Origin of the sequence: Rhizobium alarense, assembly GCF_021555155.1 — a bacterium.
GTDB classification, from domain to species: Bacteria; Pseudomonadota; Alphaproteobacteria; order Rhizobiales; family Rhizobiaceae; genus Rhizobium_D; species Rhizobium_D alarense.
The window spans coordinates 1-26,384 of record NZ_JAKGBU010000013.1 but is presented as its reverse complement, the minus strand read 5'-3'; the positions used below and the strand labels follow the sequence as shown (position 1 = coordinate 26,384).

Sequence of the window (26,384 nt, the reverse complement as noted above, 5' to 3'; positions counted from 1 at the left end):
TAAGCATGACAGGACTGATACTGAAGGATATCCGCAAGTCCTACGGCGCGGTCGACGTGATCCACGGGATCAACCTCGACATCAAGCAGGGCGAGTTCATCGTCTTCGTCGGCCCGTCCGGCTGCGGGAAATCGACGCTCCTGCGCATGATCGCCGGCCTTGAGGAGATCACCGGCGGCGACATGATGATCGACGGCGAGAAGGTCAATGACGTGCCGCCCTCCAAGCGCGGCATCGCCATGGTGTTCCAGTCCTACGCGCTCTATCCGCACATGACGGTCTACGACAACATGGCCTTCGGGATGCGCATCGCCAAGGAAAGCAAGGAGGAGATCGACCGGCGCGTGCGCGCGGCGGCTGACATCCTGCAGCTCACGAAGTACCTGGACCGGCTGCCGAAGGCGCTTTCGGGCGGACAGAGGCAGCGCGTCGCCATCGGCCGCGCCATCTGCCGCAACCCGAAGGTCTTCCTTTTCGACGAGCCGTTGTCGAATCTCGATGCGGCGCTCCGAGTCGCGACGCGCATCGAGATCGCCAGGCTCTCCGAACAGATGGCCGATACGACCATGATCTACGTGACGCACGACCAGGTGGAGGCGATGACGCTCGCCGACCGCATCGTCGTCCTGTCGCAGGGCCACATCGAACAGGTCGGGCCGCCCCTCGAACTCTACGAGCGGCCGGCCAATCTGTTCGTCGCCCGGTTCATCGGGTCGCCGGCGATGAACGTCATCCCGGCGAAGATCACGGCAGCCGGTCCGTCCACCACGGTCGAGCTCGTCGGCGGCCGGTCCTCCACGCTGGACATCGCCACCGCCGCGTCGGAAGCCGGAAAATCGGCGACGTTCGGCGTTCGTCCCGAAGATCTCCAGATCACGACAGGCGATGATTTCCTCTTCGAAGGTGTCGTGTCGATCGTCGAGGCGCTCGGCGAAGTGACGCTTCTCTACATCGAAGGCCTGGTTGCCGGTGAGCCGATCATCGCCAAGGCGCCCGGAATCCTCGGCGTCAAGCGGGGCGACAAGGTCCATTTCACGGCCGACCGGGCAAAGCTCCATCTCTTCGACACGGGCGGCGTGAGCTACCGCGCGAAGTAGCGCGGCCTTCGATTTCCCGCATTGCGCGTGGACGGTTCAACCCGATGTTAAAGGTTTTCCCCTAGACTTCAATTCAACGAGAAAGGGTCTAGGGGAGACTTGAAAGATGGGCGTTCAGGTTCAGCCGCCGCGCAACAATTACCTCAACAAGGAAGAATCCTTCATGTACGATCGGGAGAAAAGCTTCCCGATGGAGGATACCTGCAACGAGGCGCGGATCGAATTCACCGAAAATGGCGGCATCGTCAACCTGGTGTCGCGCCGCTGCCAGATCATCAAGCTCTCGCGCAGCGGGGCCGCGCTCGCCATCTCCACGAAGTTCAAGCTGCCGAAGAACTTCTATCTTGATATCCAGAGCGCCCGCATTCCGATGATCGGTTGCCTCGTCCAGCGCGTGCACGCCAACGACATCGTCGAGGCGCGCTTCCTGCGGCTGCTCACCGACAAGGACCTGCAGCGCATCTTCGTCTACAGCACCCACCGCAACCACCAGAACCGCACGCTCGACATCTACGGCTGAGCGGCGGCCTGCTTCGATCAAGACAACGGCCGCGTGCGTTTCCGCCGCGGCTTTTGTCTTGAGGGGTTCACGTCCGTCAGGCGAAGAGCACGCTCGCGCCCTGGTCCGCCGGTCCGGCGACGGCGCGGAAGGGGGCGAAGAGTTCGCGCCCCATGCCGAAGTCATTGCCAGAAAGATCCGGGGAAGCGGGTATGCGCGCGCCGAGTTCCTTGGCGTCGACCAGCACCTGCAACGTTCCGTGCACCGCGTCGAGCCGGATCATGTCGCCCTCCTGGATGCGGGCGATCGGGCCGTTGTCGACGGCTTCCGGCGTCACGTGGATCGCGGCCGGCACCTTGCCGGAGGCACCCGACATGCGCCCGTCGGTCAGGAGCGCCACCTTCTGGCCACGGTCCTGCAGGATGCCGAGGATGGTCGTCAGCTTGTGCAACTCCGGCATGCCGTTGGCCTTCGGGCCCTGGAAGCGCACGACCGCGATGAAATCGCCCTCGAGCGCGCCGTTCTTGAAGGCGTCGTTCAGTTCGAGCTGGTTGTGGAACACCTTTGCCGGCGCCTCGATGACGTGGCGTTCCGGCTTCACCGCGGAGATCTTGATGACGGCGCTGCCGAGGTTGCCGGACAGCATCTTAAGGCCGCCGGTCGGCTGGAACGGCGTCTCGATATTGGCGAGGATCTTCGGCTCGTGGCTTTTCTCTGGCGAGGGTTCGCGCAGAACCGCACCGTTGTCGCCGAGCTTCGGGTCGATCGTATAGGCGTGCAGACCCTGGCCGTAGACCGTGCGCACGTCGTCGTGCAGCAGGCCGCCCTTCAGAAGCTCCTTGATGAGGAAGCCCATGCCGCCGGCCGCATGGAAGTGGTTCACGTCCGAAAGCCCGTTCGGATAGACGCGGGCAAGCAGGGGAACGATGTCAGACAGATCGGAAATGTCCTTCCAGGTCAGCAGGATGCCTGCGGCGCGCGCCATGGCGAGCAGATGCAGTGTGTGGTTGGTCGAACCGCCCGTCGCATGCAGGCCGACGACGCCGTTGACCACCGAACGCTCGTCGATCATCTCGCCCGCCGGCGTAAACTCGTTGCCCTGGGCGGTGATGGCAAGCGCGCGCCTGGCCGATTCCTTCGTCAGCGCGTCGCGCAGCGGCGTGCCCGGATTGATGAAGGAGGCGCCGGGCATGTGGAAGCCCATGATCTCCATCAGCATCTGGTTGGAATTGGCGGTACCGTAGAACGTACAGGTACCGGGGCCGTGATAGGACTTCGATTCCGCTTCCAGGAGTTCGGCGCGGCCGACCTTGCCCTCGGCATAGAGCTGGCGTATGCGGGCCTTCTCGTCGTTCGGCAGGCCGGTGGTCATCGGACCGGCGGGCACGAAGACGGCCGGCAGGTGGCCGAAGGTCAGCGCCGCGATCACAAGCCCCGGCACAATCTTGTCGCAAACGCCGAGATAGACGACCGAATCGAACATGTTGTGCGACAGGCCGACGCCGGCCGACATCGCGATGAGGTCGCGCGAAAAAAGCGACAGCTCCATGCCGGGCTGACCCTGGGTCACGCCGTCGCACATCGCCGGCACCCCGCCGGCCACCTGTGCTACCCCGCCGGCCTCCGCGGCAGCCGCGCGGATCAGCGCCGGATAGGTCTCGAAGGGCTGGTGCGCCGACAGCATGTCGTTGTAGGCGGTGATGATGCCGAGATTGGGCACGCGGTCGCCCGCAAGCGCCGTCTTCTCGGCGGGGGAACAGACGGCGAAGCCGTGCGCGAGGTTGCCGCACGAGAGAACCGAGCGTTGCACGCCCTTGGCGGCGGCTTTCCTGACCCGGTCAAGATAGGGTTCGCGGAAGGGTTTCGAACGCTCGACGATACGATGCGTGATGGCTTGGATGCGGGAATCGGCGGACATGGGACGATCCTGACCTCTCGATTTCATGGTTTGTGCGGCCGTCTGCCGGCATTGCCGAGCTGCCACGGGCCGCGGTGTTCATGCCGGCAAGCCGGCGGGGCGGCGCCTAGGGCGCCCAGTAGATGTCGACCGGGGTCGATGCCCGGCGCAGCACGGCGCGGATCGGCATGTCCGTTTCGTCGCCTGGCGCGTTCGCCTTGTCGAGCACGTCCTTCTTGCCCTGCCCCTCGATGTGCAGCACCAGCAGGCGCGCGTCCTCAAGGGCCGAGAAGGTGAAGGTGAGCCGGGTTTCGCCCGCGCCCGCCGCCTCCATGGTGATGACGCCGCGCGGTGTGGCCGGATCGAGCGCCACCGCCAGATCGCTGCCGCCCGGGAAGAAGGATGCCGTATGGCCATCCGTTCCCATGCCGAGGATTGCGACGTCGAAGGGTGCGCCGAGCGCTGCCGCCGAAACGGTCGCAGCCTTCGCCGCATCCTCCACCGATGCGGCGGCGCTGTAAAGCGGCAGGAATTTCGCGACGGAGGCCTTGTCGCGCAGCAGGTTCTCGGCAACGAGAAGGTGGTTGGAGCGCGGATTGTCGGCAGGCACGAAACGCTCGTCGACCAGCGTGATCGTCACCTTGGACCAGTCGAGATCGCGGGTCGCCAGCGCCTTGAAGAAAGCCTTCGGCGTGGAACCGCCGGAGACGGCAAGGCTGGCCGCTCCGCGGGCTTCGATCGCCGCGCCGAGAGCGGCGGCGACGGCATCCGCCAGCCCCTCGGCAAGCGCCGATCCGTCGGCGAATACGTGCATTCGTGCTGCCATGCCGTCCTCAATTCTCATGCCATGTGCGGCCGTCGCGCTCGATGAGGGCGATCGCCTGGCTCGGTCCCCAGGTGCCGGCCGTGTAGCCCTGCACCTGCTGGCCGGTCGCCTCCCATGCCTTCAGGATCGGATCGACCCATTTCCACGCCGCCTCGACCTCGTCGCGCCGCATGAACAGCGTCTGGTTGTTGCGGATGACGTCGAGCAGCAGGCGCTCGTAGGCGTCGGCATTGCGGGCGTCGAAGGCTTCCGCGAAGCTCATGTCGAGCGAGACGTTGCGCAGCCGCATGCCGCCCGGCCCGGGATCCTTGATCATCAGCGACTGCTTGACGCCCTCGTCGGGCTGCAGGCGGATGATGAGCTGGTTCGCCTCGATGCGGCCGGCCGCGCTGTCGAAAATCGAGTGCGGGATCGGCTTGAAGGTGATGACGATCTCCGACATGCGCCCGGCAAGGCGCTTGCCGGTCCGGATGTAGAAGGGCACGCCCGCCCAGCGCCAGTTGCCGATTTCCGCCTTGATGCCGACGAAGGTTTCCGTGTTGGAGACGCCGCCCTCCAGCTCTTCGAGATAACCCTTGACCGGGCCGCCGGCGGAGGCCCCGGCACGGTACTGGCCGCGCACGGTGAGGCGTTCGACATTGTACTGGTCGATCGGCTTCAGCGCGCGAAGCACCTTCAGCTTCTCGTCGCGCACGGCTTCCGCATCCATCGACGAGGGCACTTCCATCGCGACAAGGCAGAGAAGCTGGAGAATGTGGTTCTGCACCATGTCGCGCAGCGCGCCGGCCTTGTCATAGTAGCCGGCGCGGCTTTCGAGGCCGACGGCCTCGGCGACCGTGATCTGCACGTGGTCGATATGCGCCGAATTCCACAGCGGCTCGTAGAGCGCGTTGGCGAAGCGCAGCGCCATCAGGTTCTGCACCGTCTCCTTGCCGAGATAGTGGTCGATGCGGAAGATCTGCTCTTCGCGGAAGACCTTGCCGATCGTGTTGTTGAGCTCGGTCGCAGAGGCCAGGTCACGTCCGATCGGCTTTTCGACGACGATGCGGGTCTGCTTGGTGATCAGCTTGTTGTCGCGGATCCTCTCCGAAATATCGCCGAAGATCGCGGGGGCGACCGCGAGATAGAAGGCGCGGACCCGGTCCTTGGCCTCGTCGAGGATTTCCTTGAGCTTGTCCCAGCCCTGGTCCGATTTCGCATCGACGGAAATGTAGAACAGGCGGTCGCAGAACGCCTTGACCTGCGCCTCGTCGAATTCGCCCTGCTTCAGGTGCTCCCTCAGCGCATCCGTCGCGAACTTGCGATATTCCGCATGGGAAAGTGCGGAACGCGAGGCGCCGATGATGCGGGTCGGGTCGGAGAGCTGGCCGGCCAGCTGGCGATGATAGAGCGCCGGCAGAAGCTTGCGCTCGGCGAGGTCGCCCGTGCCGCCGAAGACGACGTAGTCGAAGGGCTCAACGGGAATGATCTGGCTGCTCATCGGAATTCTCGATCTCTTTCGGGTTGGTTCGGTTTATAATCTAATCGATTTAAAAACGCCAGAGTGCAACGCAACAAAATCCGTTCCACCGGGCCTTCATAGCCTGTCGCGCAGCGCGTACCAGGTGAGCGCCAGGAAGAGCAGCGGCGAACGGAAGCGCGCGCCGCCCGGGAAGGACGCAATCTTCAGCGCCTTCAGCTGCTCGAGTTCGCTGCTGCCGCCCGTCACCTCCTCGGCATAGAGCTTGCCGCAATAGTTTGACAGCATGACGCCATGGCCGGAATAGCCGCCGATCGAGGTGATGCCGGGCATGACCTCCCGCACATAGGGCTGGCGCGGCATGGTGATGCCGACCGAGCCGCCCCAGGCATGGGTCAACTCGACGTCCTTCAGCCCGGGGTAGATTTCCGCGACCTGCCGGCGGATATGCTCGGTGATGTCGCGCGGATTGTCGGCCGTATAGGCCTCGCGCCCGCCGAACAGCAGGCGCCCATCGCGGCTCTTGCGGAAGTAGCGCACGACGAAGCGGGAATCGGAGACGGATTCGCCGCCGGGAATGACCGCCGGATGGCTGTCGAGCACCGGGGTCGCGCCGATGAAGGAGCGGATCGGCATGACATGCGCCGCCGTCTTCGGCTCGAGATTGCCGATATGGGCATTGCAGGCGATCAGCGCCCGGTCCGCGGTGATCGTGCCGGAAACCGTCGTGATCACCGCCTTGCCGCCGATGCGCTCGATCGTCCGTGCCGCCGTCTGTTCGTAAAGTGCCGCGCCGGCCCGGCTCGCGGCGCGTGCAAGTCCGACGAGCAGCTTCATCGGATGGATATGGCCGGTGCCTGTGTCGCGCACGCCACAGACATAGCGGGTCGACCCGAGCCGTTCCTGCGTCTCGGCCCTGTCCATGAAGGCCGTGTGCGGATAGCCGTAGCGCGTGGCGGCAAGCTCCGCATTCTGGCGGAAATCCTTCTCCTCGCTCGGCTTGTGCGAGACGTTGAGATGGCCGCGGACGAATTCGATGTCGATCTGGTGGGTTTCGGCGAAATCGAGAATGTGCTGCTTGGCGTTTTCCGCAAGGTCGAAAAGCGCCTTGGCGCGTTCGAAGCCGAACGTCGCTTCGTGCTCCTCCGGCCAGGCGCGCTGGCCGGTGCCGAGCTGGCCGCCGTTGCGTCCCGACGCGCCGTCGCCGAAGCGGTTGGCGTCGATCAGCACGACGCGCACGCCCTTGCGCGCGAGGTTGTAGGCTGCCTGCAATCCGGTGAAGCCGCCGCCGACGATGGCGACGTCGGCATCGCAGGAACCGGCGAGCGGCGGATAGTCCGGCCGTTCGCCAACCGTTGCTTCGTACCAGGAAATGCCGGGGGAAATCGGGCTCTGCCAAGGCATGGGTCTACTCGCGATGAAGGGGGTCGGCGAGGGGAGGCGGGCACCCTCACCATGTCCGTATCGTTCACTCGGGCGTCCCGCCGCGCCGGCAGGGATCAGACGTTGAGCAGCAGGAATTCCCGCTCCCAGGGGCTGATCACCTGCATGAAGGTCTCGAACTCGCCGCGCTTGACGCCGGCATAGAGCCCGATGAACTCGGCGCTCAGCACCTGCGCGAGCGCCGGCTCGGATTCGAGCAGCGAGACGGCTTCGAGCAGGCCGCGCGGCAGGTCGATCGCCCCTTCGTTCGCGGTGTCCTCGGTCGGAAGGCTCGGTTCCAGCGCGTTCATGATGCCGAGCAGGCCGGAGCCGAGCGAGGCGGCGAGCGCGAGATAGGGATTGGCGTCCGAACTCGGCAGGCGGTTCTCGATGCGCCGGGCCGCCGCGTCCGAAAGCGGAACGCGGAAAGCCGTGGTGCGGTTGTCGTAACCCCAGGCATTGTTGACCGGTGCCGACATTTCGGGCGTCAGCCGGCGGTAGGAATTCACGTAGGGCGCCATCATGACGAGCGCCTTCGGGACATAGGTCTGCATGCCCGCGATGAACTGGAAGAACGCCTTCGATTCCGTACCGTCCGGATTCGAGAAGACGTTCTTCCCGGTCTTGATGTCGACGACCGACTGGTGAATGTGCATCGCCGATCCCGCCTGGCCCTGCATCGGCTTGGCCATGAAGGTGGCATAGATGCCGTGTTTCAGCGCCGCCTCGCGGATCGTGCGCTTGAACATGAAGACCTGGTCCGCGAGTTCGATCGGGTCGCCGTGGCGCAGGTTGATCTCCAGCTGCGCCGGGCCTTCCTCGTGGATCAGCGTGTCGATTTCGAGGCCCTGCTTCTCGGAGAAATGGTAGATGTCGTCGATCAGCTCGTCGAACTCGTTGATGCCGGCGATGGAATAGCCCTGGCCGCTGAGAATGGAGCGGCCGGACCGGCCCTTCGGCGGATGCAGCGGGTAGTCGGGATCGTCGTTCATGGCGACGAGATAGAATTCGATCTCGGGCGCCACCACCGGCTTCCAGCCGCGTTCCCGATAGAGCCGCACGACGTTCTTCAGGACGTTGCGCGGCGCGTAGGGCACGTTCTCGCCGGTCGATCCGACGATGTCGCAGATCACCTGCGCCGTCGGGTCGCTCTCCCAGGGCACGACGGACAGGGTCGAAAGATCCGGTACGAGCTTCAGATCGCTGTCGCGCGGCTCATAGCGGAAATTGCCCGTCTCCTCGGGATATTCACCGGAGATCGTGTGGCGGTAGAGCGCCGAGGGCAGTGCCAGCGAGGTGTTGGAGGTGAATTTCGACGACGGCATCATCTTGCCGCGCGGCACGCCCGCAAGATCCGGCGTGATGCACTCGATGTCCTCGATACCGCGGATCTTCAGCCAGTCCGCCGCCTCTTTCCAGGTCTTGACGCCGCGCGATGCGGTGAGGGCGGGAGGAACTTTTCGGGTACGGCTGGTTTTCTCGATCGTCGCGGTAACGGCTTTCCTTGAGGGCATGACACACCGGGTTGGGTTTCAGATGACGCATCATAGCCGGAGATGAAACCTTTGCTAGAGGGCTCGGCGGGACCCGCCTGCCGTCGCTGTGCATTTGCGGGCGGAACGTGCGGCGGTTGACTTTTGAGCGGCGGCAAAGCCAAGGGAGAGGCGAAACGGGATTGCAGGACGGATGGAACGGCGGGACGTCGTCATCATCGGCGCCGGTGCCGCTGGCATGATGTGCGCGATCGAGGCGGGAAAGCGGGGACGCGATGTCCTCGTTCTCGACCATGCGCGCGCGCCGGGGGAAAAAATCCGCATCTCGGGCGGCGGCCGCTGCAACTTCACCAACATTCATTCGGCTCCCGGCAACTTCCTCTCGGCCAATCCGCATTTCTGCAAGTCGGCGCTCGCGCGCTATACGCCGCGCCATTTCCTCGATCTCGTCGAGCGTCACGGGATCGCCTGGCACGAAAAGACGCTTGGCCAGCTCTTCTGCGACCATTCGGCGAAGGACATCATCGCGATGCTGCTGGCCGAGATGAGGGCGGGCGGTGCGGCGCTCAGGCTGCAGACGACGGTCGGCGAGATCGCGCATGACGGCGGCCGGTTCCGGATTGCGACCGGCGACGGGCCGATCGACTGTGCCTCGCTGGTGATCGCCACCGGCGGCAAATCCATTCCGAAGATGGGGGCGACGGGCTTCGCCTATCGCGTCGCCGAACAATTCGGCCTCCCCGTCGTCGAGACCCGACCGGCGCTCGTGCCGCTGACGCTCGATCCGGCGCTCCTTGCAGAACATGGTGAACTCCCCGGCATCTCCGTCGACGTCATCGCCCGCCGCGGCCGGACGGCCTTCCGCGAAGCGATGCTCTTCACACACCGCGGCCTCAGCGGGCCCGCCATCCTGCAGATATCCTCCTTCTGGCGCGAGGGGGACGAGGTCGCGCTCCATCTCGTTCCGGATCTGTCCGTTTCCGAGGCGCTCGCCGCCGCGCGACGGGAGAACGGCAGGCAGTCCGTGCTGAGCGCGCTCTCGCTGCATCTGCCGCGCAAGCTCGCCGCCCTGGCGCTTGCGAAGGCGTCGATCGACGGTACGCTCGCCGATCTTTCCGGCAAGCGGCTGGCGGCGCTGGACGACCTCCTGCGCAACTGGCGCGTCCGCCCGGCCGGATCGGAGGGCTACAGGACGGCGGAGGTGACGCTTGGCGGCATCGACACGTCGCATCTCGATTCCCGCACGATGGCCGCAAAGGCGGTGCCGGGCCTGTTTTTCGTCGGGGAGGCAGTCGACGTGACCGGCTGGCTGGGCGGCTACAATTTCCAGTGGGCCTGGGCGTCCGGTCACGCTGCCGGACAACACGCCTGAGGCAAGGCGTTCGGGGGACGGCTCTTCACGGTTCCTTAACGCGCCGGGGCGATCCTGCTGGGATGTCGGCGTTTCCGGCATTGGCAAGCCCGAGGCTTCCGCTCCGCAGACAGCCGGAAACAACATGATGTGGGCCGACAAGCCGGATCAGCCGGGCGTGTTTGTCGTTGCCGGAGTTCAAGGCCCATGTCCCATATGCACCGTCGTGCCCGCGCCATTGCGATTGCCGCTGCCATAGCTGAGCAGCGCCGCGCCATCGCCCTCCACGCTCTCGCCGCCGGAACCTTCCTGTGCGCGGTGATCGCGTTCTGGGCCTGATTGCGCTGTCCGGCCGCCTGTTCACCCCGCGTCCGCGCACCGCCCGCAACCCTCGCCGCCATTCGGCCGGCGATGGCATGAATTGTTAAAGATTGATGCTGAATATAATCGATTGAGATTCCGGACGTGCGCGAACCCGAACGGCTTGGGGCGCGACGCTGCAATGACTGCGTTCCGGAACCGCGGCGCAACTCCGCATGTCATCTGAATTATTCGGCAGGTGAGACCTTGGGAGTCCTCGATTTCGGGGCTGGGTGGTCCGTTGCCGACCTGGGATGTCCGCCATGTTCATCGACAAGATTCTCGCCCGCTTCAAGATCCAGACGAAGGTGCTGCTGTTCATCCTGCCCTTCGTCGTCAGCATTTGCGCCGTCGGCTTCACGGGACTCTACGCCTCGGGCCTGCTGCAGGGGCGCATGGAGATCTCGAACAGCGTCCTGCAATCCTTGAGCGGCTTCAAGGATGTCTATGCCGGCATGAATCAGTTCCTGCAAAACACCAGCGAGGAGAACCGCGACACCGTTTACCAGCGGCTGACAGCGCAGAAGGAGGTTCTTGCGGCGACGATGAACGGTCTCGCGCCGGACGCCGACCGGTCGAAGCTCGAGCAGGCCCAGACCCAGACCGCCGACATCGAAGCCCGCATGGAAGGCCTCTGGACCCTCTATGTCGGCGAAGTGGACCTTCGCCAGGCGATGTCGAAGAACCTCAATTTTCTCTCCGGTGAACAGGTCAAGATTCTCGAGGAGGCCACGAAACTGCAGCGCTCCGTGCGCCAGGACGAAAATGCCGCGAAGAGCATGTTGCGCGAGGCGGACCGCCTGACGAACGGCAGCAAGTTCTTCGCCGAATTCGGCACGGACTATGCGAAGGCGCGCACGCCGGAAGACAAGCTGAAACTCGTCAAAGAGCGCTTCCCCTTCATTACGAAGACGCAGCGCGCCGTCTCGACCGTATTGCCGAAGTCGCAGAAGAGCGTCGCCGGCACGATCAGCAACACGGCCAAGGAAATCAGCAAGCTGGTCGGCTCGTCGGAGCCGGTGGACGTCACCGTTGCGGAAGTTACGCGTCGCGTTGCCCGCTTCCGGACGATCAGCATCCAACTCCAGACGGCAGCCGGCGAAAAGATGCGCGAGGCGACCCGCATCTTCGGCGAACTCGACGAGCCGATCATCCGCTCCGAGGCAATCCTCGTCGCCACCCGCAAGCTGGTGAATTCGGTCTACGCCATCCAGATTGCCGCCGCGCGCTTCCTCGGCCAGACGTCGGAGGAAAACCGCCAGAAGCTGTTGAGCGAACTTCGGCTCGTTGAGAGCGACATGGACGGCCTGCGCGGCAGCGCCAGCGGCCTGACGTTCTTCGACAGTGTCGGCGAGACGCTGATGCCGGCTTTGAAGAAGATGGATGTGGACAGCGCCGAACTGGTCAAGATCAGCGCGACGCGCGTCGAGGATTTCAAGGCGGCCGGCGCTTCGATCGACCGTATCTGGAATCAGCTCAGCGAATTTGCCGAGGATCAGAAGACGAGCGCCGGCAGTGAGCGGGAGAAGGCGAACCAGGTGTCGCTCCTCGCCACCGTCTCCGGCATTTTCATCGCGCTTGTCGCGGGCGGTGCGCTCGTGCTGACGCTGAAGGGGCCGATCGGCCAGATCACCAGCGCCATGCGCCGGCTCGCTGACGGGTTCCTCGATACCGGCATTTCGGGCGAGAACCGGCGGGACGAGATCGGCGACATGGCACGTGCGCTCGGCGTCTTCAAGGAGAACGCCCTGTCAAAGATCCGCATCGAGGCCGAGAGCGAGGAGCAGCGTGCCGTCGCCGAGGCGGAGCGGGCGCGCAACGATGCCGAGAAGCAGGACATGGACCGGCAAATCGACTTCGCGGTCAATGCGCTCGCCGCCGGTCTCGGTCGCCTGGCGCAGGGCGATGTGTCCCGGCAGATCGACACGCCCTTCACCGGTCGTCTCGAGCAGTTGCGCCAGGACTTCAACGTCTCCCTCGTGCGCCTGCAGGACACGCTCGGCCAGATCCGCAACAATGCGCTGTCGATCCAGTCGAGCGGCACGCAGCTGCGCGAATCCGCCGACCAGCTTTCGAAGCGCACCGAATCCCAGGCTGCGTCGCTCGAAGAGACGGCCGCAGCCGTCGAGGAAATCACCGTGACCGTCCGGTCTTCCGCCGAACGGGCGCATGAAGCCAATCTCGTCGTGGCCGAAACGAAGAAGAGCGCCGACGATTCGGCAGGCGTCGTGGCCAACGCGATCGACGCCATGGGGCGCATCGAGGAAGCCTCGCAGAAGATCGAGCAGATCATCGAAGTGATCGACGACATTGCCTTCCAGACCAACCTGCTCGCGCTCAATGCCGGCATCGAGGCGGCGCGCGCCGGCGAGGCGGGCAAGGGCTTTGCCGTCGTCGCGCAGGAAGTGCGCGAGCTTGCCCAGCGCTCGGCCGAAGCCGCGCGGGAGATCAAGGGCCTCATCAGCAAGTCGTCGACGGAAGTCAGCGCCGGCGCGCGGCTCGTAGAGGAGACCGGAACCGTTCTTGCGGCAATCAGCCGGCAGATCGTCACCGTCAGCCAGCATGTGGACACGATGGCGACCGCGAGCCGCGACCAGGCGATGGCCCTCAACGAAGTCAACGGCTCCGTCAACCAGATGGACCAGATGACCCAGCAGAATGCATCCATGGTGGAACTCACCACGTCGGCGAGCCGTCAGCTTGCCGGCGAGGCGGACACGTTGATGATGCTTGTCGAGCAGTTCCGGCTCGAGCCGTCCGACGAACGGCCGCATTCGGACTACAGAGCCGCCTGAGGAAACAAGGCGGCAGGTTCGCTAAAAATGCCTGATGGAAACCGGAGCGCGCGGTGAAGGTCGCGCGCTCCGCAGCGTCCTTGCGGAATGCTTTTGGGCCCCTTCCGGTGAAACCGGGAGCCATCCGCCGGCGGGTGGCTAAATTTTAGCATTTGTTATTTATTTTACATGAAACTCTTCCGCGAGTTACGGGGGTTCACCATCATGCGCATCTTCAAGTCTTCGGTAGCGGTGCAATATGCCGCAATGACCGTGGCATTCATCTTCCTCAGTGCGGCGGCCATGGTCGGCGCCATGCATCTGGGGCTTCGCTCCTATGTTTTGCAGGATGCGGCCAACGATGCCCGCGACGCCACACGGACCATGGCGGTTCTCTACGGCGCGGCGAATGGCGACGCGACGATCACGGTCAAGGATGAGCAACTCGCGGCGGTCGGTGCCGAGACGATGCCGGAGATCGCCGACCATACATTGGTCGATCGCACGGCGCAGTCGATTTCCGGCGTGGCGACGGTCTTCGCCAAGCAGGGCAACGACTACGTCCGCATCTCGACGAATGTGAAGAAGGAGGACGGCAGCCGTGCCGTCGGCACCAAGCTTGCCCCCGAACATCCGGCACAGGCCGTGCTCGCCAAGGGCACAGCCTATTTCGGCCCGGCGCAGCTTTTCGGCCGCGACTTCATGACGGGTTATTTCCCGGTCAAGAACACGGCCGGCGCCAATGTGGGCATTCTCTTCATCGGCATCCCGATGGAAGTCTATTTCCAGAAGATCCACGACCTCCAATACCTGTCGATCGCAGCAGGGCTCATCTCCATGCTGATCTTCGGCTGTCTCGCCTTCGTTGCGATCCGCTATGCGACAAAGCCGCTTCGTGCGCTGATCGACGCGGTTTCCGGCATTGCGGAAGGACGTCTCGACTCCGATATTCCCGGCCTTGAGAAGGCCAATGAATTCGGTCGCATCGCAAGGGCGCTCGCCGTCTTCCGTGACAACGCCCTGAACAAGATCGCGATCGAGCGCGAAGCCGCCGAGCGCGATAGCGAGGCGGCCAATCTCCGCGCCCTGAGCGACGCGGAGAAGCACGAACTCGACCGCCAGATCGACTTCGCGGTCGAACAGCTCGCGGCCGGCCTCGGCCGCCTGTCGCAGGGTGACCTCTCGCGCACGATCGACACGCCGTTCACCGGCCGTCTGGAGCAGCTCCGCGAGGATTTCAACGGCTCGCTCGCCCGCCTGCAGGATACCCTCGGCCGCATCCGCGCGAACGCCCAGGCGATCCAGGCGAACGGCACCGAGATGCACCAGTCCGCCGACGACCTTTCGCGGCGTACCGAATCCCAGGCCGCCTCGCTCGAGGAAACGGCTGCGGCGGTCGACGAGATCACGGTGACCGTGCGCAATTCCGCGGAACGCGCCCATGAGGCCAACCAGAAGGTTGCCGAGACGAAGCGCAGCGCGGACAATTCCAGCACCGTCGTCGCCAATGCGATCGACGCGATGGGCCGCATCGAGGAAGCCTCTCAGAAGATCGAGCAGATCATCGAGGTGATCGACGACATCGCCTTCCAGACGAACCTGCTCGCGCTCAATGCCGGCATCGAGGCCGCGCGCGCAGGCGAAGCCGGCAAGGGCTTCGCAGTCGTCGCGCAGGAAGTCCGCGAACTCGCCCAGCGCTCGGCCGATGCGGCGCGCGAGATCAAGGGGCTCATCGACAAGTCGACGCAGGAAGTCTCGACCGGTGCGCGCTTCGTGCAGGAAACCGGTGCGGTTCTCGCGTCCATCAGCCAGCAGATCGTTGCCATCAGCCAGCATGTCGAGGTGATCGCGACGGCCAGCCGCGACCAGTCCGCCGCCCTGCAGGAGGTGAATGGTTCCGTCAACCAGATGGACCAGATGACCCAGCAGAACGCCTCGATGGTCGAACGGACCACCGGCGCCAGCCGCCAGCTCGCGAGCCAGGCCGACGAGCTGATGACGCTCGTCGCGCAGTTCCGCTTCGAGGCGAACGGACAGGGCGGCGCCGGCCGTGCGCAGCGCGCCGCCTGACGGCGGTTGCGGTCAGAAATCCGAGGAGGGGTCGTCCTGGGCGGCCCCTTTTCGTTTGTGCGACGCCGCGGACGACCGCCAGCGCCGGAATATGCCACGCGGCTCTCCGTCGGGAGTGCTTGACGCTGGCTTGGCGGTTTCCGGCTGGCGTTGCGGTCCGACAGCACCCGGCTGCCCCGTCAGCACCTCGATGAAGGGCCGCCGGGAGAAGAGTTCCACCAGAAGCACTGTGCCAAATATGTCGTGCATGTCGCTATTCCTTGAATGGGACTGACGTGGCGGCGGGTGGTGCCGGACAGAGGGGACGCTCGTCGGCAAGGCCTCGCCAATCAAAATCTACCGTTCAGGAACTGCTTCACATACGGCGACATCCGTGCGATGTCTTTCATTCATGAAAAATGTCGCCTGGGATCTCTATCAGGTTTTCCTGCTTGTTGCCCGCCATGGCGGGCTGACCGGCAGCGCACAGGCGGCCGGAACCAGCCCTGCGACGGTCGGCCGGCGCATCCTCGAGCTGGAAGACGCGCTCGGGCGCCAGCTCTTCGTGCGCCGGCAGACGGGCTACAGCCTCACTGCGGACGGGCAGGCGCTTCTCGCACAGGTGCAGGCGATGGAATCGGCCTCCCGCGCGGTCGATGCCTGGCGCGACGAGGGGGCCGGTGCGACGATCGTGCGCCTGATGGCCGGCACCTGGGTCACGTGGCTTCTCTGCGAGAACTTTCCGGCGATCCGGACGGAGCGTGACACCTTCCGCGTCGATCTCTCCGTCTCGGAGCGGCGCGCGACGCTGGCGCATCGGGAGAGCGACATCGGCGTGCGGGCGGTTCTGCCCGACGAGCCGCACCTGATGCGACGGTTGGCGGGCGACGTAGCCTATGCCGCCTATCGCCGCCGCAACACGGCGGATGGCGAGACCGGCGGCTGGCTTGCCGTTGGCGAGGAGGACGCGATATCGCCCTATCTGCGCTGGCCGCACGACAATGCCGGCGGCAGGATCGCCGTGGTGGCAAGCCGGCCCCGGTCCCTTCTCGATCTCGCGCGCGCCGGGGCCGGTCAGGCGGTCCTGCCCTGCTTCGTCGGCGACCTTGATCCGGCGCTCGAGCGGAGCGGCGGCGAAATAAAGGCGTTGCGTTACCAGCAATGGATCGTGACCAACACGGAAGACCGCCACCGGCGCGATATCCGCACGGTCTCCGACCGGCTCTTCCGGCTCCTCAAGAGCCATTCCGATCTCTTCGCGGGACGCCGTCCGCAACGCAGCGGCTGACGGCAAAAGGCCCGGCGGGGAGCCGGGCCCGGAGAACTGGGGAACATGTTGCGCGGGTCAGCGTCGGCGACGAGCGCCGATTGCCGCCCGTGCCGGCCTTGCTACCGGCATCCGCATCGTCGCCAGGAGAATGCAGCAGGCTGTCACGAACAACATCGCCTCAGCCCCGGCCCTGCGTCACGATGACGGGAATCAGCAGGTCGCCCCAGTTGCCTTCGCCGCCATGATGACGGGCGGAACGCACGAGTTCGACCGACACGCCCGCCTCGACGGCCTTCATGACGGACTGGTTGAGACGATGCAGGTCGTTTGCGACCATGCGGATCGCCGCCTGTTGTTCGGGTGTCATGGCGGAGGACTGTTCCTCGGCGCGCTCCTTGACCCGGGTCTGGACTGTCATGGCATTTCTCCTCTCTCTTCGGGGTTCTTGACGGTATCGCAGGGCCTCCCCGCCCATCCGCATCGGAGGACGGGGAGGGGAAGGTTCATTCGGCTGCCGGGCGGAACTGGTCGTGCTCGGTCGATTCCTTCATGGCGGTCGTCGACGACTTGCCGCCGGTGATCGCCAGGGACACGGCGTCGAAATAGCCGGTGCCGACCTCGCGCTGGTGCTTCGTCGCGGTGTAGCCGTTTACCTCGGCTGCGAATTCGGCCTCCTGCAGCTCGGAATAGGCGGCCATCTGCCGATCCTTGTAGCCGCGCGCCAGTTCGAACATGCCGAAGTTCAACTGATGGAAGCCGGCAAGCGTGATGAACTGGAACTTGTAGCCCATTGCGCCGAGTTCCCGCTGGAATTTGGCGATCGTCGCGTCGTCGAGGTTTTTCTTCCAGTTGAACGACGGCGAGCAGTTGTAGGCGAGGAGCTTGCCCGGATGGACCTTGTGGACCCCTTCGGCAAAGCGCCTGGCCTGATCGAGGTCGGGCTTCGACGTCTCGCACCAGATGAGGTCGCAATTTGGCGCATAGGCGACGGCGCGTGCGATGCAGGGTTCAAGGCCGTTCCTGACCTGATAGAAACCCTCGACGGTCCGGCCGGCGTCGTAGTCGACGAACGGGCGGTCGCGCTCGTCGATGTCGGAGGTCAGCAGCTTCGCCGCTTCCGCGTCCGTCCGGGCGATGACGAGCGTCGGCACGCCCATGACGTCCGCGGCCAGCCGCGCGGCGTTCAGGTTGCGGATGTGGGCGGCGGTCGGGATCAGAACCTTGCCGCCGAGATGGCCGCATTTCTTCTCCGATGCGAGCTGGTCTTCGTAATGGACGCCGGCCGCACCCGCCTCGATGAAGGCCTTCATGATTTCGAAGGCATTGAGCGGACCGCCGAAGCCGGCCTCGGCGTCGGCGACGATCGGGGCGAACCAGGTGTCGACCGACAGCCCCTTGCCCTCGGAGGTCTCGATCTGGTCGGCGCGCTGGAGCGTGCGGTTGATACGCTTGGCGAGCTCGGGCGCCGCATTGGCCGGATAGAGCGACTGGTCGGGATACATGGCGGAGGCCGTGTTCGCGTCGGCCGCAACCTGCCAACCGGAGAGGTAGATCGCCTTCAGCCCGGCGCGGACCATCTGCATGGCCTGGTTGCCGGAGAGCGCGCCGAGCGCGTTGACGAAGTCTTCGTCGTGGATGAGCTTCCAGAGGCGGTTCGCCCCCATCTCGGCCAGCGAGTGGCGAATCTCGACGGAACCGCGCAGCCGCTTGACGTCCTCGGCGGTGTAGGGGCGCTCGACACCGTCGAAGCGGCCCTGCGGTGCACTCGGAACGAGTGTGTAAAAATCAGTCATAGTATCCTCCTGCCTGAATGTCGCGCCTTTGAAGCGAGCTTTTGATCTCAGATGTGTTTCAAGTCGTGTGACATGATTTACATCGCGACGCACAAACTTGCGAGATTTAATTGGTTTTCGGGAGAAAATTGAAGTTACGATGTGTTGCCTTTGACCGGCACGTATTGTAAAAATGTAAATTCTGTAAATGTCCAATCCAGGCATCGTCTGGCGGGTTTGTAAAGGAATTGACATTTGTCGGAGAACAAGATCTTTGCTGGCCCCAAGGTGCGACGTATCCGCAATGCCCTGGGGTTGACGCAGACCGCGATGGCGGAGGGGCTGTCGATCTCGCCTTCCTACCTGAACCTCATCGAGCGCAATCAGCGTCCGCTGACGGTACAGCTCTTGCTGCGGCTCGCCTCCGTCTACAAGGTGGACCTCGACGAATTGCAGGGCGACAGCGGCGGCAGCGTCAAGGAACTGCGCGCCGTCTTCTCCGATCCGCTGCTTGCCGGGGAGCTGCCGGGCGAGCAGGAACTCATCGAGATCGCCGACGCGGCTCCGAACGTGGCGGGCGGCATCCTGAAGCTCTATCGTGCCTATCGCGAACAGGCATCGCGCCTGACCGATCTCGCCGAACTCCTCGCGCGGGAGGGGCATGCGACATCGCTGGCCGGCGCGACGTTGCCGATGGACGAAGTGCGCGAGCGGCTGGAGGGCCGGTCGAACCATTTCGCGCGGCTGGACGAGGCGGCGGAGCGGTTTCACGCGGCGCTGTCGCCCGGCGACGACCTCACAAATGCCATTAAGGGCTGGCTGCGAAAGGAGCACGGCGTCGTCGTCCGCTTGCTTCCGGTCCATACCATGCCGAACCTCCGCCGCCGGTTCGACCGCCACTCGATGCGCCTCTTCCTCTCCGAACGCCTGTCACCTTTCGATCAGCTTCGCGAAGTGGCAATGGAAACCGCCCAGATCGCGCTGCAGGAGGAGCTGTTTGCGGAACTCGATGCTCTGGCGCTGTCGACGGCGGAGGCCCGCCGCATCGCCCGTTTCGAGCTGGCGCGCTATGCGGCGCATGCGCTCATGATGCCCTACGAGGCGTTCCTCTCCGCGGCCCAGCGCGCGCGCTACGACATTGATGTCCTGCGGTCGCGCTTCGGAGTGTCCTTCGAGCAGGCGGCGAACCGCCTGACGATGCTGCAACGGCCGGGCCGGGCCGGTATTCCCTTCTTCATCCTGGAGGTCGACAGCGCCGGCCACCGCTTCCGCCGTGCCGGCGCGCAGGGTTTTCCGCAGGCCCGTTTCGGCGGCGGCTGTCCGAAGCTCGCGCTTCACACCGCCTTCGCCCAGCCGGGCCAGATCCTGGTGGAGACGGTCGAGATGCCCGACGGCGCTTCCTTCCTCACGGTGTCGCGCACGCTCGAAGGGCCGCAGGGCGCGTTCGAGGAGCGCGTGCGGCGCACGGCAGTGCTGATCGGCTGCGATGCGGCTCTTGCCGGCGAGACGGTCTATGGTGCGGCTGCGGCGCGCGGGGCGCACGTGGCGGTGGGTACCGCCTGCCGGCTGTGCGAGCGGCAGGGCTGTCTGGCGCGCGCCGAACCGCCGGTGACACGGCCGCTCGGCCTTGATGAAATGGTCGCGGGCCTCAGCCTTTTCGACTTCCAGTAAATTTTCGCTTGATTTCCGCGGCAGAACCGATTTCAAATATGATAGAAAATAAGAAAATGTGATAGCAATATTCGATCTGTTGCGTTGCAGAATGATGCTTGTGGTGCCTCAAAAAAACTCCATAATCGGTAGCCGTCTATCATCCTGAACGATCAGCAAGATAAAAACTGGGAGCAATATCAATGATAAGACGCACATTTCTGGTGGCCGCCACGGTCGCCGCAGTTTCTGGCCTGTCGGGCGGTCCGGCGGTCGCGCAGGAAAAGGTCCTGAACGTCTACAACTGGTCCGACTATATCGACGAGTCGATCCTTGCGGATTTCACCAAGGAGACCGGCATCAAGGTCGTCTACGACGTCTTCGACAGCAACGAGACGCTGGAAACCAAGCTGCTTGCGGGCGGCAGCGGTTACGATATCGTCGTCCCGACCGGCAGCTTCCTGCAGCGCCAGATCCAGGCCGGCGTCTTCCAGAAACTCGACAAGTCGAAGATCCCCAATCTCTCGAACATGTGGGACGTGGTCCAGGAGCGCGTCGCGCGCTACGATCCCGGCAACGACTATGCCGTCGACTACATGTGGGGCACGACGGGCATCGGCTACAACGTCGCCAAGACGAAGGAAATCCTCGGCACGGACGCGGCACCGACCTGGGACGTGCTTTTCAAGCCCGAGGTCATCGAGAAGTTCAAGGATTGCGGCGTCTATTTCCTCGACACGGCTGACGAGGTGATCCCGGCGGCGCTCAACTACCTCGGCCTCGACCCCAACTCGAAGGACCAGGCCGATCTCGACAAGGCCGGCGAACTCCTGATGACGGTCCGTCCGTCGATCCGCAAGTTCCATTCGTCGGAATATATCAACGCGCTCGCCAACGGCGACATCTGCCTAGCGCTCGGCTGGTCCGGCGACGTGCTGCAGGCCCGCGACCGCGCGGCTGAGGCCAATGCCGGCGTCGAGGTGAACTATTCCATTCCGGACGGCGGCGCACAGATGTGGTTCGACCTGATGGCGATCCCGACCGATGCGCAGCATGTCGAGGAGGCGCATGCCTTCATCAACTACCTGATGAAACCGGAAGTCATCGCCAAGGCGTCGAACTACGTCTTCTACGCGAACGGCAACAAGGCGTCGCAGCAGTTCGTCGACAAGGAAGTGCTCGACGACCCGGCGATCTACCCGTCGGCGGAAACGATGGGCAAGCTCTACACCAAGGATCCCTACGATCCGAAGACGCAACGCATCGTCACCCGGATCTGGACCAAGGTGGTCACGGGTCAGTAAGCCCCACAAACGAATTGCCCGGAACGCTCTTCCGGGCAATTTTCTATGGACTGCCAAGAACGATAATCGGGGACAGGTGATGAAATCTCTCGGCAATATCCGTCGATCCTTTTCGCCGTGGACGGACCCAAGCGCGAAGCCCTTCATATCCTTCAGGAATGTCACCAAGAAGTTCGGTGATTTCACCGCCGTCGACGACCTCACCCTCAATATCTATCACCGTGAGTTCTTCGCCCTGCTCGGTGCCTCCGGCTGCGGAAAATCGACGCTGCTGCGCATGCTTGCCGGCTTCGAAAAGCCGACCTCGGGCGAGATCGTGCTGGACGGGCAGGACATCGCCGCCATCCCGCCCTACCGGCGTCCCGTCAATATGATGTTCCAGTCCTACGCGCTCTTTCCGCACATGACGGTCGAGAGCAATATCGGCTTCGGTCTCCGACAGGACGGCATGCCGAAGACGGAAATCGCCGAGCGCGTCACCCAGATGCTGAAGCTCGTGAAGCTTGAGCAGTTCGCCAAACGCAAGCCGCACCAGCTCTCGGGCGGCCAGCGCCAGCGCGTGGCGCTGGCCCGTTCGCTTGCCAAGCGGCCAAAGGTGCTGCTGCTCGACGAACCGCTCGGCGCGCTCGACAAGAAGCTGCGCGAGGAGACGCAGTTCGAGCTCATGGACCTGCAGCAGGAACTCGGTCTCACCTTCGTCGTCGTCACTCACGACCAGGAGGAGGCGATGACGATGGCCGACCGCATCGCGGTCATGAGCCACGGCAAGGTCGTCCAGGTCGCCACGCCCGCCGAAATCTACGAGGCGCCGAACTCGCGCTTCGTCGCCGACTTCATCGGCGACGTGAACATCCTGGAGGGCAAGGTCTCGGCCAATGGCAACGGCAAGATCGAGCTTGTCGGCACCGACGGGTTCAACATCCGGACCGCCAGTTCCGAAAGTCCGGCGTCGGGCGCCAGCGCCAGCTTCGCCATCCGCCCGGAGAAGCTGCGCGTCAGCCGTGCGGCACCCGCCGATGCCACCGTCAACGCCGCCGAAGGCGAGGTCTGGGACATCGGCTATCTCGGCGACATGACGGTTGTCTATGTCAGGCTGGCAAGCGGCAAAGTGGTCAAGGCCTCGATGCTCAACGCACAACGCGAGGTCGAGGATCCGATCGCCTACGATGAAAAGGTCTGGGTCTCGTTCAACGAGACCGCCGGCGTCGTCCTGAGGGATTAAGGCGATGACAAAGCTCGGCTCCGCAATCTTCAGCCGCCTCGTCATCCTCCTGCCCTATGCCTGGCTGCTGTTCTTCTTCCTCATTCCCTTTTTCATCGTCTTCCGCATCTCGCTGTCGACGACGGCGATCGCCCAGCCGCCGTATGAACCCGTCTTCTCGCTGGCGGACGGTCTCTCCGGCATCTGGCAGAAAATCGGCGATCTGAGCCTCGACAACTTCGTCTGGCTGACGGAGGACGCGCTCTATTTCAACGCCTATCTGTCGAGCCTCTGGATCGCCGGGGTGTCGACATTCCTGACGCTGCTCATCGGTTACCCGATCGCCTATGGCATGGCGCAGGCGCCGCGCACGCTGCGGCCCATGTTGCTGATGATGGTGATCCTGCCGTTCTGGACGAGCTTCCTGATCCGCGTCTATGCCTGGATCGCCATCCTGAAGCCCGAGGGCCTGCTCAACCAGTTGCTGCTGTCGCTCGGCGCGATCGACCAGCCGCTGATCATCCTCAACACGAACTGGGCGATCTATATCGGCATCGTCTATTCCTACCTCCCCTTCATGGTGCTGCCGATCTACTCGGCGCTCGAAAAGATGGACCACTCACTGATCGAGGCGGCGCAGGATCTCGGTTGTCCGCCGGTCGCCGCCTTCTGGAAAGTGACGTTCCCGCTGTCCCTCGCCGGCGTCGTCGCGGGCTGCATGCTCGTCTTCATCCCGGCGGTCGGCGAGTTCGTCATCCCCGATCTGCTCGGCGGATCGCAGACCCTGATGATCGGCAAGACGCTCTGGACGGAGTTCAACGTCAATCGTGACTGGCCGGTCTCCGCGGCGGTCGCGACGATCCTGCTCCTGATCCTCGTCATACCGATCGTCTTCTTCCAGAACGCCCAGGCGAAAGCCGAGGAACAGGGGAAATAGCGGCCATGAAATGGACCCGGTTCAACATCGTCTCGGTCGTGCTCGGCTTCGCCTTCCTCTACCTGCCGATCGTGCTTCTGGTGATCTTCTCGTTCAATGCCTCGAGGCTCGTTACCGTCTGGGCCGGCTTCTCGACGCAGTGGTACAGCGCGCTCTTCCGCAACCAGAGCCTCATCGACGCCGCCTGGGTCACGATCCGGGTCGCCCTCGTTTCGGCGACGGTCGCAACGATCCTCGGGACGATGGCGGCGCTGGCGCTGGTGCGCTACACCCGCTTCCGCGGACGGCTGTTGTTCTCGGGCATGGTCTATGCACCGCTCGTCATGCCGGAGGTCATCACCGGCCTGTCGCTCCTGCTGCTCTTCGTGGCGATCGGTTTCGATCGCGGCTTCTGGACGGTGACGCTGGCGCATATAACGCTGACCATGTGTTTCGTTACCGTGGTCGTGCAGTCACGGCTTCTTTCCTTCGACCGCTCGATCGAGGAGGCGGCGATGGATCTCGGGGCTACGCCGGTGAAGACGTTCTTCGAGGTTACTCTTCCGGTCATCGCGCCGGCGGTGTTTTCCGGCTGGGTGCTGGCTTTCACGCTGTCGCTGGACGATCTCGTCATCGCGAGCTTCACCTCGGGGCCGGGCGCCACGACCCTGCCGATGAAGATCTACAGCCAGGTGCGCCTCGGCGTTACACCGGAAATCAACGCGGCCTGCACGCTGCTCATCGCCGTCGTCGCCGTCGGCGTGGTCATTGCCTCCATCATGACGAAGCGGCGCGAGATGCAGCGCCAGCGCGACGAGCAGGCGGCCTTCGCCGGCAGGTGACGGCGGTCACGGCTGCGGCTGGCGCGTCAGGACCGAAATCGGCGAGATGAGCGGTTCCGGCCAGGCGCCGCCGACGAAGAAATTCGTCGACGGTGTCGTCACGCCACTGGCGCCGGGCTTGTCCGCCAGCGTGCCGGCGAGCGCCAGGCTGCCGCTGCGATAGGGGATGACGCCTGAGAGGTCGAGGTGCTTGTCCGTCCCTTCGAAGGTCGCTTTATCGATCTCCGCAAGCCCCCTGTCGATCTTGCCCTGGATCAGCGCCGCAGCGAAGGCGAAGCTGCCGTCGGCCGCGTCGCTCATGCGGAAATAGCGGCTTTTGCTCGCGAGATCGAGGAATGCGCCCTGGTCGAAATTCGGAATGACACCGTCGCGGATGGCGATGCGGAAGGTGCCGCTGAGGTCTTCGCCGGTGAACGCGTCGAGCGGTTCGGACGAAGAAAGGGTGATGTCCGCCCTGCTGCGTCCGGTCGGCAGGGGGCCGACGAGGCGGAAGGCGCCGGAAAGTGCGCCGAGATCGACATCGTTGAACGAAAGCTGCATCTGACCGCCGCGTTGCCCATGCTCCACCAGCGTCAGGCGACCGTTCATCCGGCCGCCGAAAATGGCGGCGTCGCCGATGTCGAGCGACGTCACCGGGCCATCCGTCCGGATGCCGGCGGCAAGATCGTTCAGCGTGACGGGCGAAAGGGCTGCCTGTCGCGCCGACAGGCGCAGGTCGAGCCCGATGCGCTGCGGAATCGATCGGGTCCGGTCGTCGGGACCGTTGGCGGCGGCGGGGGCGGTCAGCGAGCGATAGAGCGTGGCGAGATCGACCGTATCGAAGGCGAGCGTGCCGCCGATCGATGGACGCGTGCCACCGGGCAGCGCCACGTCGAGGACGCCTGTCGCCTGCGATTCCTGCAGGCGAAGCGTCAGGTCGTCGAGTTTCGCCGTGTGCCCTGCGGTGGTGACCGTTGCCTCCAGCGAGACGCCGCCCAGTTCCGCCGCACCCGGCAGGTCCGCGCCGCGCCAGTCGAGCAGGTGGCTGATCGAAGGCGCATGAAGCTGCAGCTTGCCGGATATGAAGGCGTTTGCCGACAGATTGCCGATGCCTTCGAAGCCGACCGTCAGCGGATCCGACGTAAAAGCCGTGGTGATCGCCGCGTTCTCGCCGGCGACAAGCTTGAGCGGCTCGTTCGTCTCCAGCGTCCAGGTCGCGACTTCGCCCTTCAGCACGCCGCGCAGCGTGACGTCGAGCCTGCCCGATACGCCCGGCCAGCGTATCGTGCCGTTGACGTCGGTAACCTCATAACGCTCCTTCCGCTTGCGGTTGTCGACGCTGATCCTGGCGTCGACGAGTGTCACGGTGCCGATGCGGCTGTGCGGCAGCGCCCGGTCCTCGTCGCGGTCGGCGGCATCCGCCACCGCGCGCTCCATCCAGGCGCTTCTCGGCCAGTTGAGCGTCCCGGTGTCGTCCCAGGCGAGCGTGAAGACCGGCCGCACGATCTCGAAACCGTCGAAATCCGGTTCGCCGAAGGCCGAGCCGAGCAGACTGAAGGTTGCCGAAATCGAATCCGCTTCCATCAAGGCGGTGCTTTCGGCATCGGCCGGCCGCTTCAGCCGAATCTGCTCTATCCTGACCTGCGGATAGGGCCAGAAACTGAAGCTTGCCGGCGACCCGCTGGTGAATTCCGTGCCGGTCCAGGCAGATATTGCCGACTTGAGTTCCCGCTCCATCGCGGCACTCGGCAGCAGATAAGGGGCGGCAATCCGGGTGATCGCGCCGAAGACGACGAGCAGCAGGAACGTCCTTAAAAGAAAACGGGTCTGAAGGAATCGGAACGGAAACATGGGGCGGGTGGTCCTCGGCCGTGTGCGCAGCCTGCGGTTTGGCAATAGGCGTTCATGCGGCAGAAATCAAATGGGGGTGGCCAAATTGCAGCACCGCCTGCCGCAGTCTGGCGGACCACTCTTCTTATTGCGCCGCAACATGATATAGAAGCCCCGATGGAGTGGAGGAGCGCATGACGACAGAAATACCTCTTTGGCAGCCGACGGACGAAATTCTTGAGACGAGCCCGATGGCTCTTTTCCGACGCGCCTGCGAGACCCGCGCCGGTCGGCCGCTGGCCGACTACGATGCCCTGCATGCCTGGTCCGTCGACGACCGGGCGGCGTTCTGGACCGCAGTCTGGGAGGATTGCGGCGTGATCGGCGAGCGGG

The 26,384-nt window shown here is 64.4% G+C and carries 20 protein-coding genes; 12 read left to right on the top strand and 8 right to left on the bottom strand.

The genetic code is table 11. The features are described from left to right. Nucleotides 1–5: 5 nt before the first annotated feature. Together LXM94_RS06110 and LXM94_RS06105 are read left to right on the top strand one after the other, a co-directional pair. The gene (locus LXM94_RS06110; protein WP_235770273.1) at nucleotides 6–1,097 is read left to right on the top strand and encodes an ABC transporter ATP-binding protein; all 1,092 of its coding nucleotides are present in this window, start codon (nucleotides 6–8) and stop codon (nucleotides 1,095–1,097) included. A 106-nt stretch (nucleotides 1,098–1,203) separates the two neighbouring features. Then, on the top strand, nucleotides 1,204–1,617 hold the full coding sequence (locus LXM94_RS06105; RefSeq protein WP_235770272.1) for a hypothetical protein: 414 nt from the start codon (nucleotides 1,204–1,206) through the stop codon (nucleotides 1,615–1,617). A gap of 76 nt (nucleotides 1,618–1,693) precedes the next feature. On the opposite strand, the gene edd is transcribed toward LXM94_RS06105, so the two are convergent. The 5 genes from edd to LXM94_RS06080 all read right to left on the bottom strand — a co-directional run bounded on the left by edd (nucleotide 1,694) and on the right by LXM94_RS06080 (nucleotide 8,714). Next, nucleotides 1,694–3,514, bottom strand: coding sequence for a phosphogluconate dehydratase (gene edd / locus LXM94_RS06100; protein WP_235770271.1), 1,821 nt, complete (start codon nucleotides 3,512–3,514; stop codon nucleotides 1,694–1,696). A 106-nt stretch (nucleotides 3,515–3,620) separates the two neighbouring features. After that, nucleotides 3,621–4,319 (bottom strand): 6-phosphogluconolactonase, encoded by a 699-nt coding sequence (pgl, locus tag LXM94_RS06095; protein WP_235770270.1) that lies wholly within the window; start codon nucleotides 4,317–4,319, stop codon nucleotides 3,621–3,623. 7 nt (nucleotides 4,320–4,326) lie between these two features. After that, nucleotides 4,327–5,799, bottom strand: coding sequence for a glucose-6-phosphate dehydrogenase (zwf, locus tag LXM94_RS06090; protein WP_235770269.1), 1,473 nt, complete (start codon nucleotides 5,797–5,799; stop codon nucleotides 4,327–4,329). A 96-nt stretch (nucleotides 5,800–5,895) separates the two neighbouring features. Further along, on the bottom strand, nucleotides 5,896–7,182 hold the full coding sequence (locus LXM94_RS06085) for an NAD(P)/FAD-dependent oxidoreductase (RefSeq protein ID WP_235770268.1): 1,287 nt from the start codon (nucleotides 7,180–7,182) through the stop codon (nucleotides 5,896–5,898). A 95-nt stretch (nucleotides 7,183–7,277) separates the two neighbouring features. Further along, on the bottom strand, nucleotides 7,278–8,714 hold the full coding sequence (locus tag LXM94_RS06080; protein WP_235770267.1) for a glutamine synthetase family protein: 1,437 nt from the start codon (nucleotides 8,712–8,714) through the stop codon (nucleotides 7,278–7,280). A gap of 172 nt (nucleotides 8,715–8,886) precedes the next feature. On the opposite strand from LXM94_RS06080, the gene LXM94_RS06075 reads away from it, so the two are divergent. The 5 genes from LXM94_RS06075 (at nucleotide 8,887) to LXM94_RS06060 (ending at nucleotide 16,515) form a co-directional block, all read left to right on the top strand. Beyond that, entirely contained in the window at nucleotides 8,887–10,065 is a 1,179-nt protein-coding gene (locus LXM94_RS06075; RefSeq protein ID WP_235770266.1) for a BaiN/RdsA family NAD(P)/FAD-dependent oxidoreductase, read from the top strand. A gap of 186 nt (nucleotides 10,066–10,251) precedes the next feature. After that, nucleotides 10,252–10,383: a hypothetical protein gene (locus LXM94_RS26035; RefSeq protein ID WP_268965034.1), complete on the top strand. Its 132-nt coding sequence runs from the start codon at nucleotides 10,252–10,254 to the stop codon at nucleotides 10,381–10,383. Between the two features lie 284 nt (nucleotides 10,384–10,667). After that, the gene (locus LXM94_RS06070) at nucleotides 10,668–13,199 is read left to right on the top strand and encodes a methyl-accepting chemotaxis protein (protein WP_235770265.1); all 2,532 of its coding nucleotides are present in this window, start codon (nucleotides 10,668–10,670) and stop codon (nucleotides 13,197–13,199) included. 201 nt (nucleotides 13,200–13,400) lie between these two features. Continuing rightward, nucleotides 13,401–15,248 carry a methyl-accepting chemotaxis protein gene (locus tag LXM94_RS06065; protein ID WP_235770322.1) on the top strand — a complete coding sequence of 616 codons (1,848 nt, stop codon included), beginning with the start codon at nucleotides 13,401–13,403 and terminating at the stop codon, nucleotides 15,246–15,248. Nucleotides 15,249–15,639: 391 nt separating this feature from the next. After that, a complete protein-coding gene (locus LXM94_RS06060) occupies nucleotides 15,640–16,515 on the top strand; it encodes a LysR family transcriptional regulator (RefSeq protein ID WP_235770264.1) in 876 nt (291 codons plus the stop codon). 160 nt (nucleotides 16,516–16,675) lie between these two features. Here LXM94_RS06060 and LXM94_RS06055 read toward each other — a convergent pair whose 3' ends face one another. Continuing rightward, nucleotides 16,676–16,915, bottom strand: coding sequence for an SMc00767 family acetate metabolism repressor (locus LXM94_RS06055; RefSeq protein ID WP_235770263.1), 240 nt, complete (start codon nucleotides 16,913–16,915; stop codon nucleotides 16,676–16,678). Nucleotides 16,916–17,000: 85 nt separating this feature from the next. Continuing rightward, a complete protein-coding gene (gene aceA, locus LXM94_RS06050) occupies nucleotides 17,001–18,290 on the bottom strand; it encodes an isocitrate lyase (RefSeq protein ID WP_235770262.1) in 1,290 nt (429 codons plus the stop codon). Nucleotides 18,291–18,524: 234 nt separating this feature from the next. Here aceA and LXM94_RS06045 point away from each other — a divergent pair, with 234 nt between their 5' ends. The 5 genes from LXM94_RS06045 (at nucleotide 18,525) to LXM94_RS06025 (ending at nucleotide 24,182) form a co-directional block, all read left to right on the top strand. After that, nucleotides 18,525–19,940 carry a helix-turn-helix domain-containing protein gene (locus tag LXM94_RS06045; RefSeq protein ID WP_235770261.1) on the top strand — a complete coding sequence of 472 codons (1,416 nt, stop codon included), beginning with the start codon at nucleotides 18,525–18,527 and terminating at the stop codon, nucleotides 19,938–19,940. Between the two features lie 182 nt (nucleotides 19,941–20,122). Continuing rightward, nucleotides 20,123–21,223 carry a polyamine ABC transporter substrate-binding protein gene (locus tag LXM94_RS06040; protein ID WP_235770260.1) on the top strand — a complete coding sequence of 367 codons (1,101 nt, stop codon included), beginning with the start codon at nucleotides 20,123–20,125 and terminating at the stop codon, nucleotides 21,221–21,223. Nucleotides 21,224–21,302: 79 nt separating this feature from the next. Continuing rightward, nucleotides 21,303–22,445 carry an ABC transporter ATP-binding protein gene (locus LXM94_RS06035; protein ID WP_235770259.1) on the top strand — a complete coding sequence of 381 codons (1,143 nt, stop codon included), beginning with the start codon at nucleotides 21,303–21,305 and terminating at the stop codon, nucleotides 22,443–22,445. Nucleotides 22,446–22,449: 4 nt separating this feature from the next. Beyond that, nucleotides 22,450–23,361 (top strand): ABC transporter permease subunit, encoded by a 912-nt coding sequence (locus LXM94_RS06030; protein ID WP_235770258.1) that lies wholly within the window; start codon nucleotides 22,450–22,452, stop codon nucleotides 23,359–23,361. Between the two features lie 5 nt (nucleotides 23,362–23,366). Further along, the gene (locus LXM94_RS06025; RefSeq protein WP_235770257.1) at nucleotides 23,367–24,182 is read left to right on the top strand and encodes an ABC transporter permease subunit; all 816 of its coding nucleotides are present in this window, start codon (nucleotides 23,367–23,369) and stop codon (nucleotides 24,180–24,182) included. 6 nt (nucleotides 24,183–24,188) lie between these two features. Here the strand turns inward: LXM94_RS06025 and LXM94_RS06020 are convergent, their stop codons facing one another. Continuing rightward, nucleotides 24,189–26,012 carry an AsmA family protein gene (locus LXM94_RS06020; protein WP_235770256.1) on the bottom strand — a complete coding sequence of 608 codons (1,824 nt, stop codon included), beginning with the start codon at nucleotides 26,010–26,012 and terminating at the stop codon, nucleotides 24,189–24,191. Nucleotides 26,013–26,384: the final 372 nt, after the last annotated feature.

Coding starts and splice junctions, on each gene's coding strand:
- LXM94_RS06110 (WP_235770273.1), top strand. CDS start 6: ATGACAGGACTGATACTGAAGGATATCCGCAAGTCCTACGGCGCGGTC.
- LXM94_RS06105 (WP_235770272.1), top strand. CDS start 1,204: ATGGGCGTTCAGGTTCAGCCGCCGCGCAACAATTACCTCAACAAGGAA.
- edd (WP_235770271.1), bottom strand. CDS start 3,514: ATGTCCGCCGATTCCCGCATCCAAGCCATCACGCATCGTATCGTCGAG.
- pgl (WP_235770270.1), bottom strand. CDS start 4,319: ATGGCAGCACGAATGCACGTATTCGCCGACGGATCGGCGCTTGCCGAG.
- zwf (WP_235770269.1), bottom strand. CDS start 5,799: ATGAGCAGCCAGATCATTCCCGTTGAGCCCTTCGACTACGTCGTCTTC.
- LXM94_RS06085 (WP_235770268.1), bottom strand. CDS start 7,182: ATGCCTTGGCAGAGCCCGATTTCCCCCGGCATTTCCTGGTACGAAGCA.
- LXM94_RS06080 (WP_235770267.1), bottom strand. CDS start 8,714: ATGCCCTCAAGGAAAGCCGTTACCGCGACGATCGAGAAAACCAGCCGT.
- LXM94_RS06075 (WP_235770266.1), top strand. CDS start 8,887: ATGGAACGGCGGGACGTCGTCATCATCGGCGCCGGTGCCGCTGGCATG.
- LXM94_RS26035 (WP_268965034.1), top strand. CDS start 10,252: ATGTCCCATATGCACCGTCGTGCCCGCGCCATTGCGATTGCCGCTGCC.
- LXM94_RS06070 (WP_235770265.1), top strand. CDS start 10,668: ATGTTCATCGACAAGATTCTCGCCCGCTTCAAGATCCAGACGAAGGTG.
- LXM94_RS06060 (WP_235770264.1), top strand. CDS start 15,640: ATGAAAAATGTCGCCTGGGATCTCTATCAGGTTTTCCTGCTTGTTGCC.
- LXM94_RS06055 (WP_235770263.1), bottom strand. CDS start 16,915: ATGACAGTCCAGACCCGGGTCAAGGAGCGCGCCGAGGAACAGTCCTCC.
- aceA (WP_235770262.1), bottom strand. CDS start 18,290: ATGACTGATTTTTACACACTCGTTCCGAGTGCACCGCAGGGCCGCTTC.
- LXM94_RS06040 (WP_235770260.1), top strand. CDS start 20,123: ATGATAAGACGCACATTTCTGGTGGCCGCCACGGTCGCCGCAGTTTCT.
- LXM94_RS06035 (WP_235770259.1), top strand. CDS start 21,303: ATGAAATCTCTCGGCAATATCCGTCGATCCTTTTCGCCGTGGACGGAC.
- LXM94_RS06030 (WP_235770258.1), top strand. CDS start 22,450: ATGACAAAGCTCGGCTCCGCAATCTTCAGCCGCCTCGTCATCCTCCTG.
- LXM94_RS06025 (WP_235770257.1), top strand. CDS start 23,367: ATGAAATGGACCCGGTTCAACATCGTCTCGGTCGTGCTCGGCTTCGCC.
- LXM94_RS06020 (WP_235770256.1), bottom strand. CDS start 26,012: ATGTTTCCGTTCCGATTCCTTCAGACCCGTTTTCTTTTAAGGACGTTC.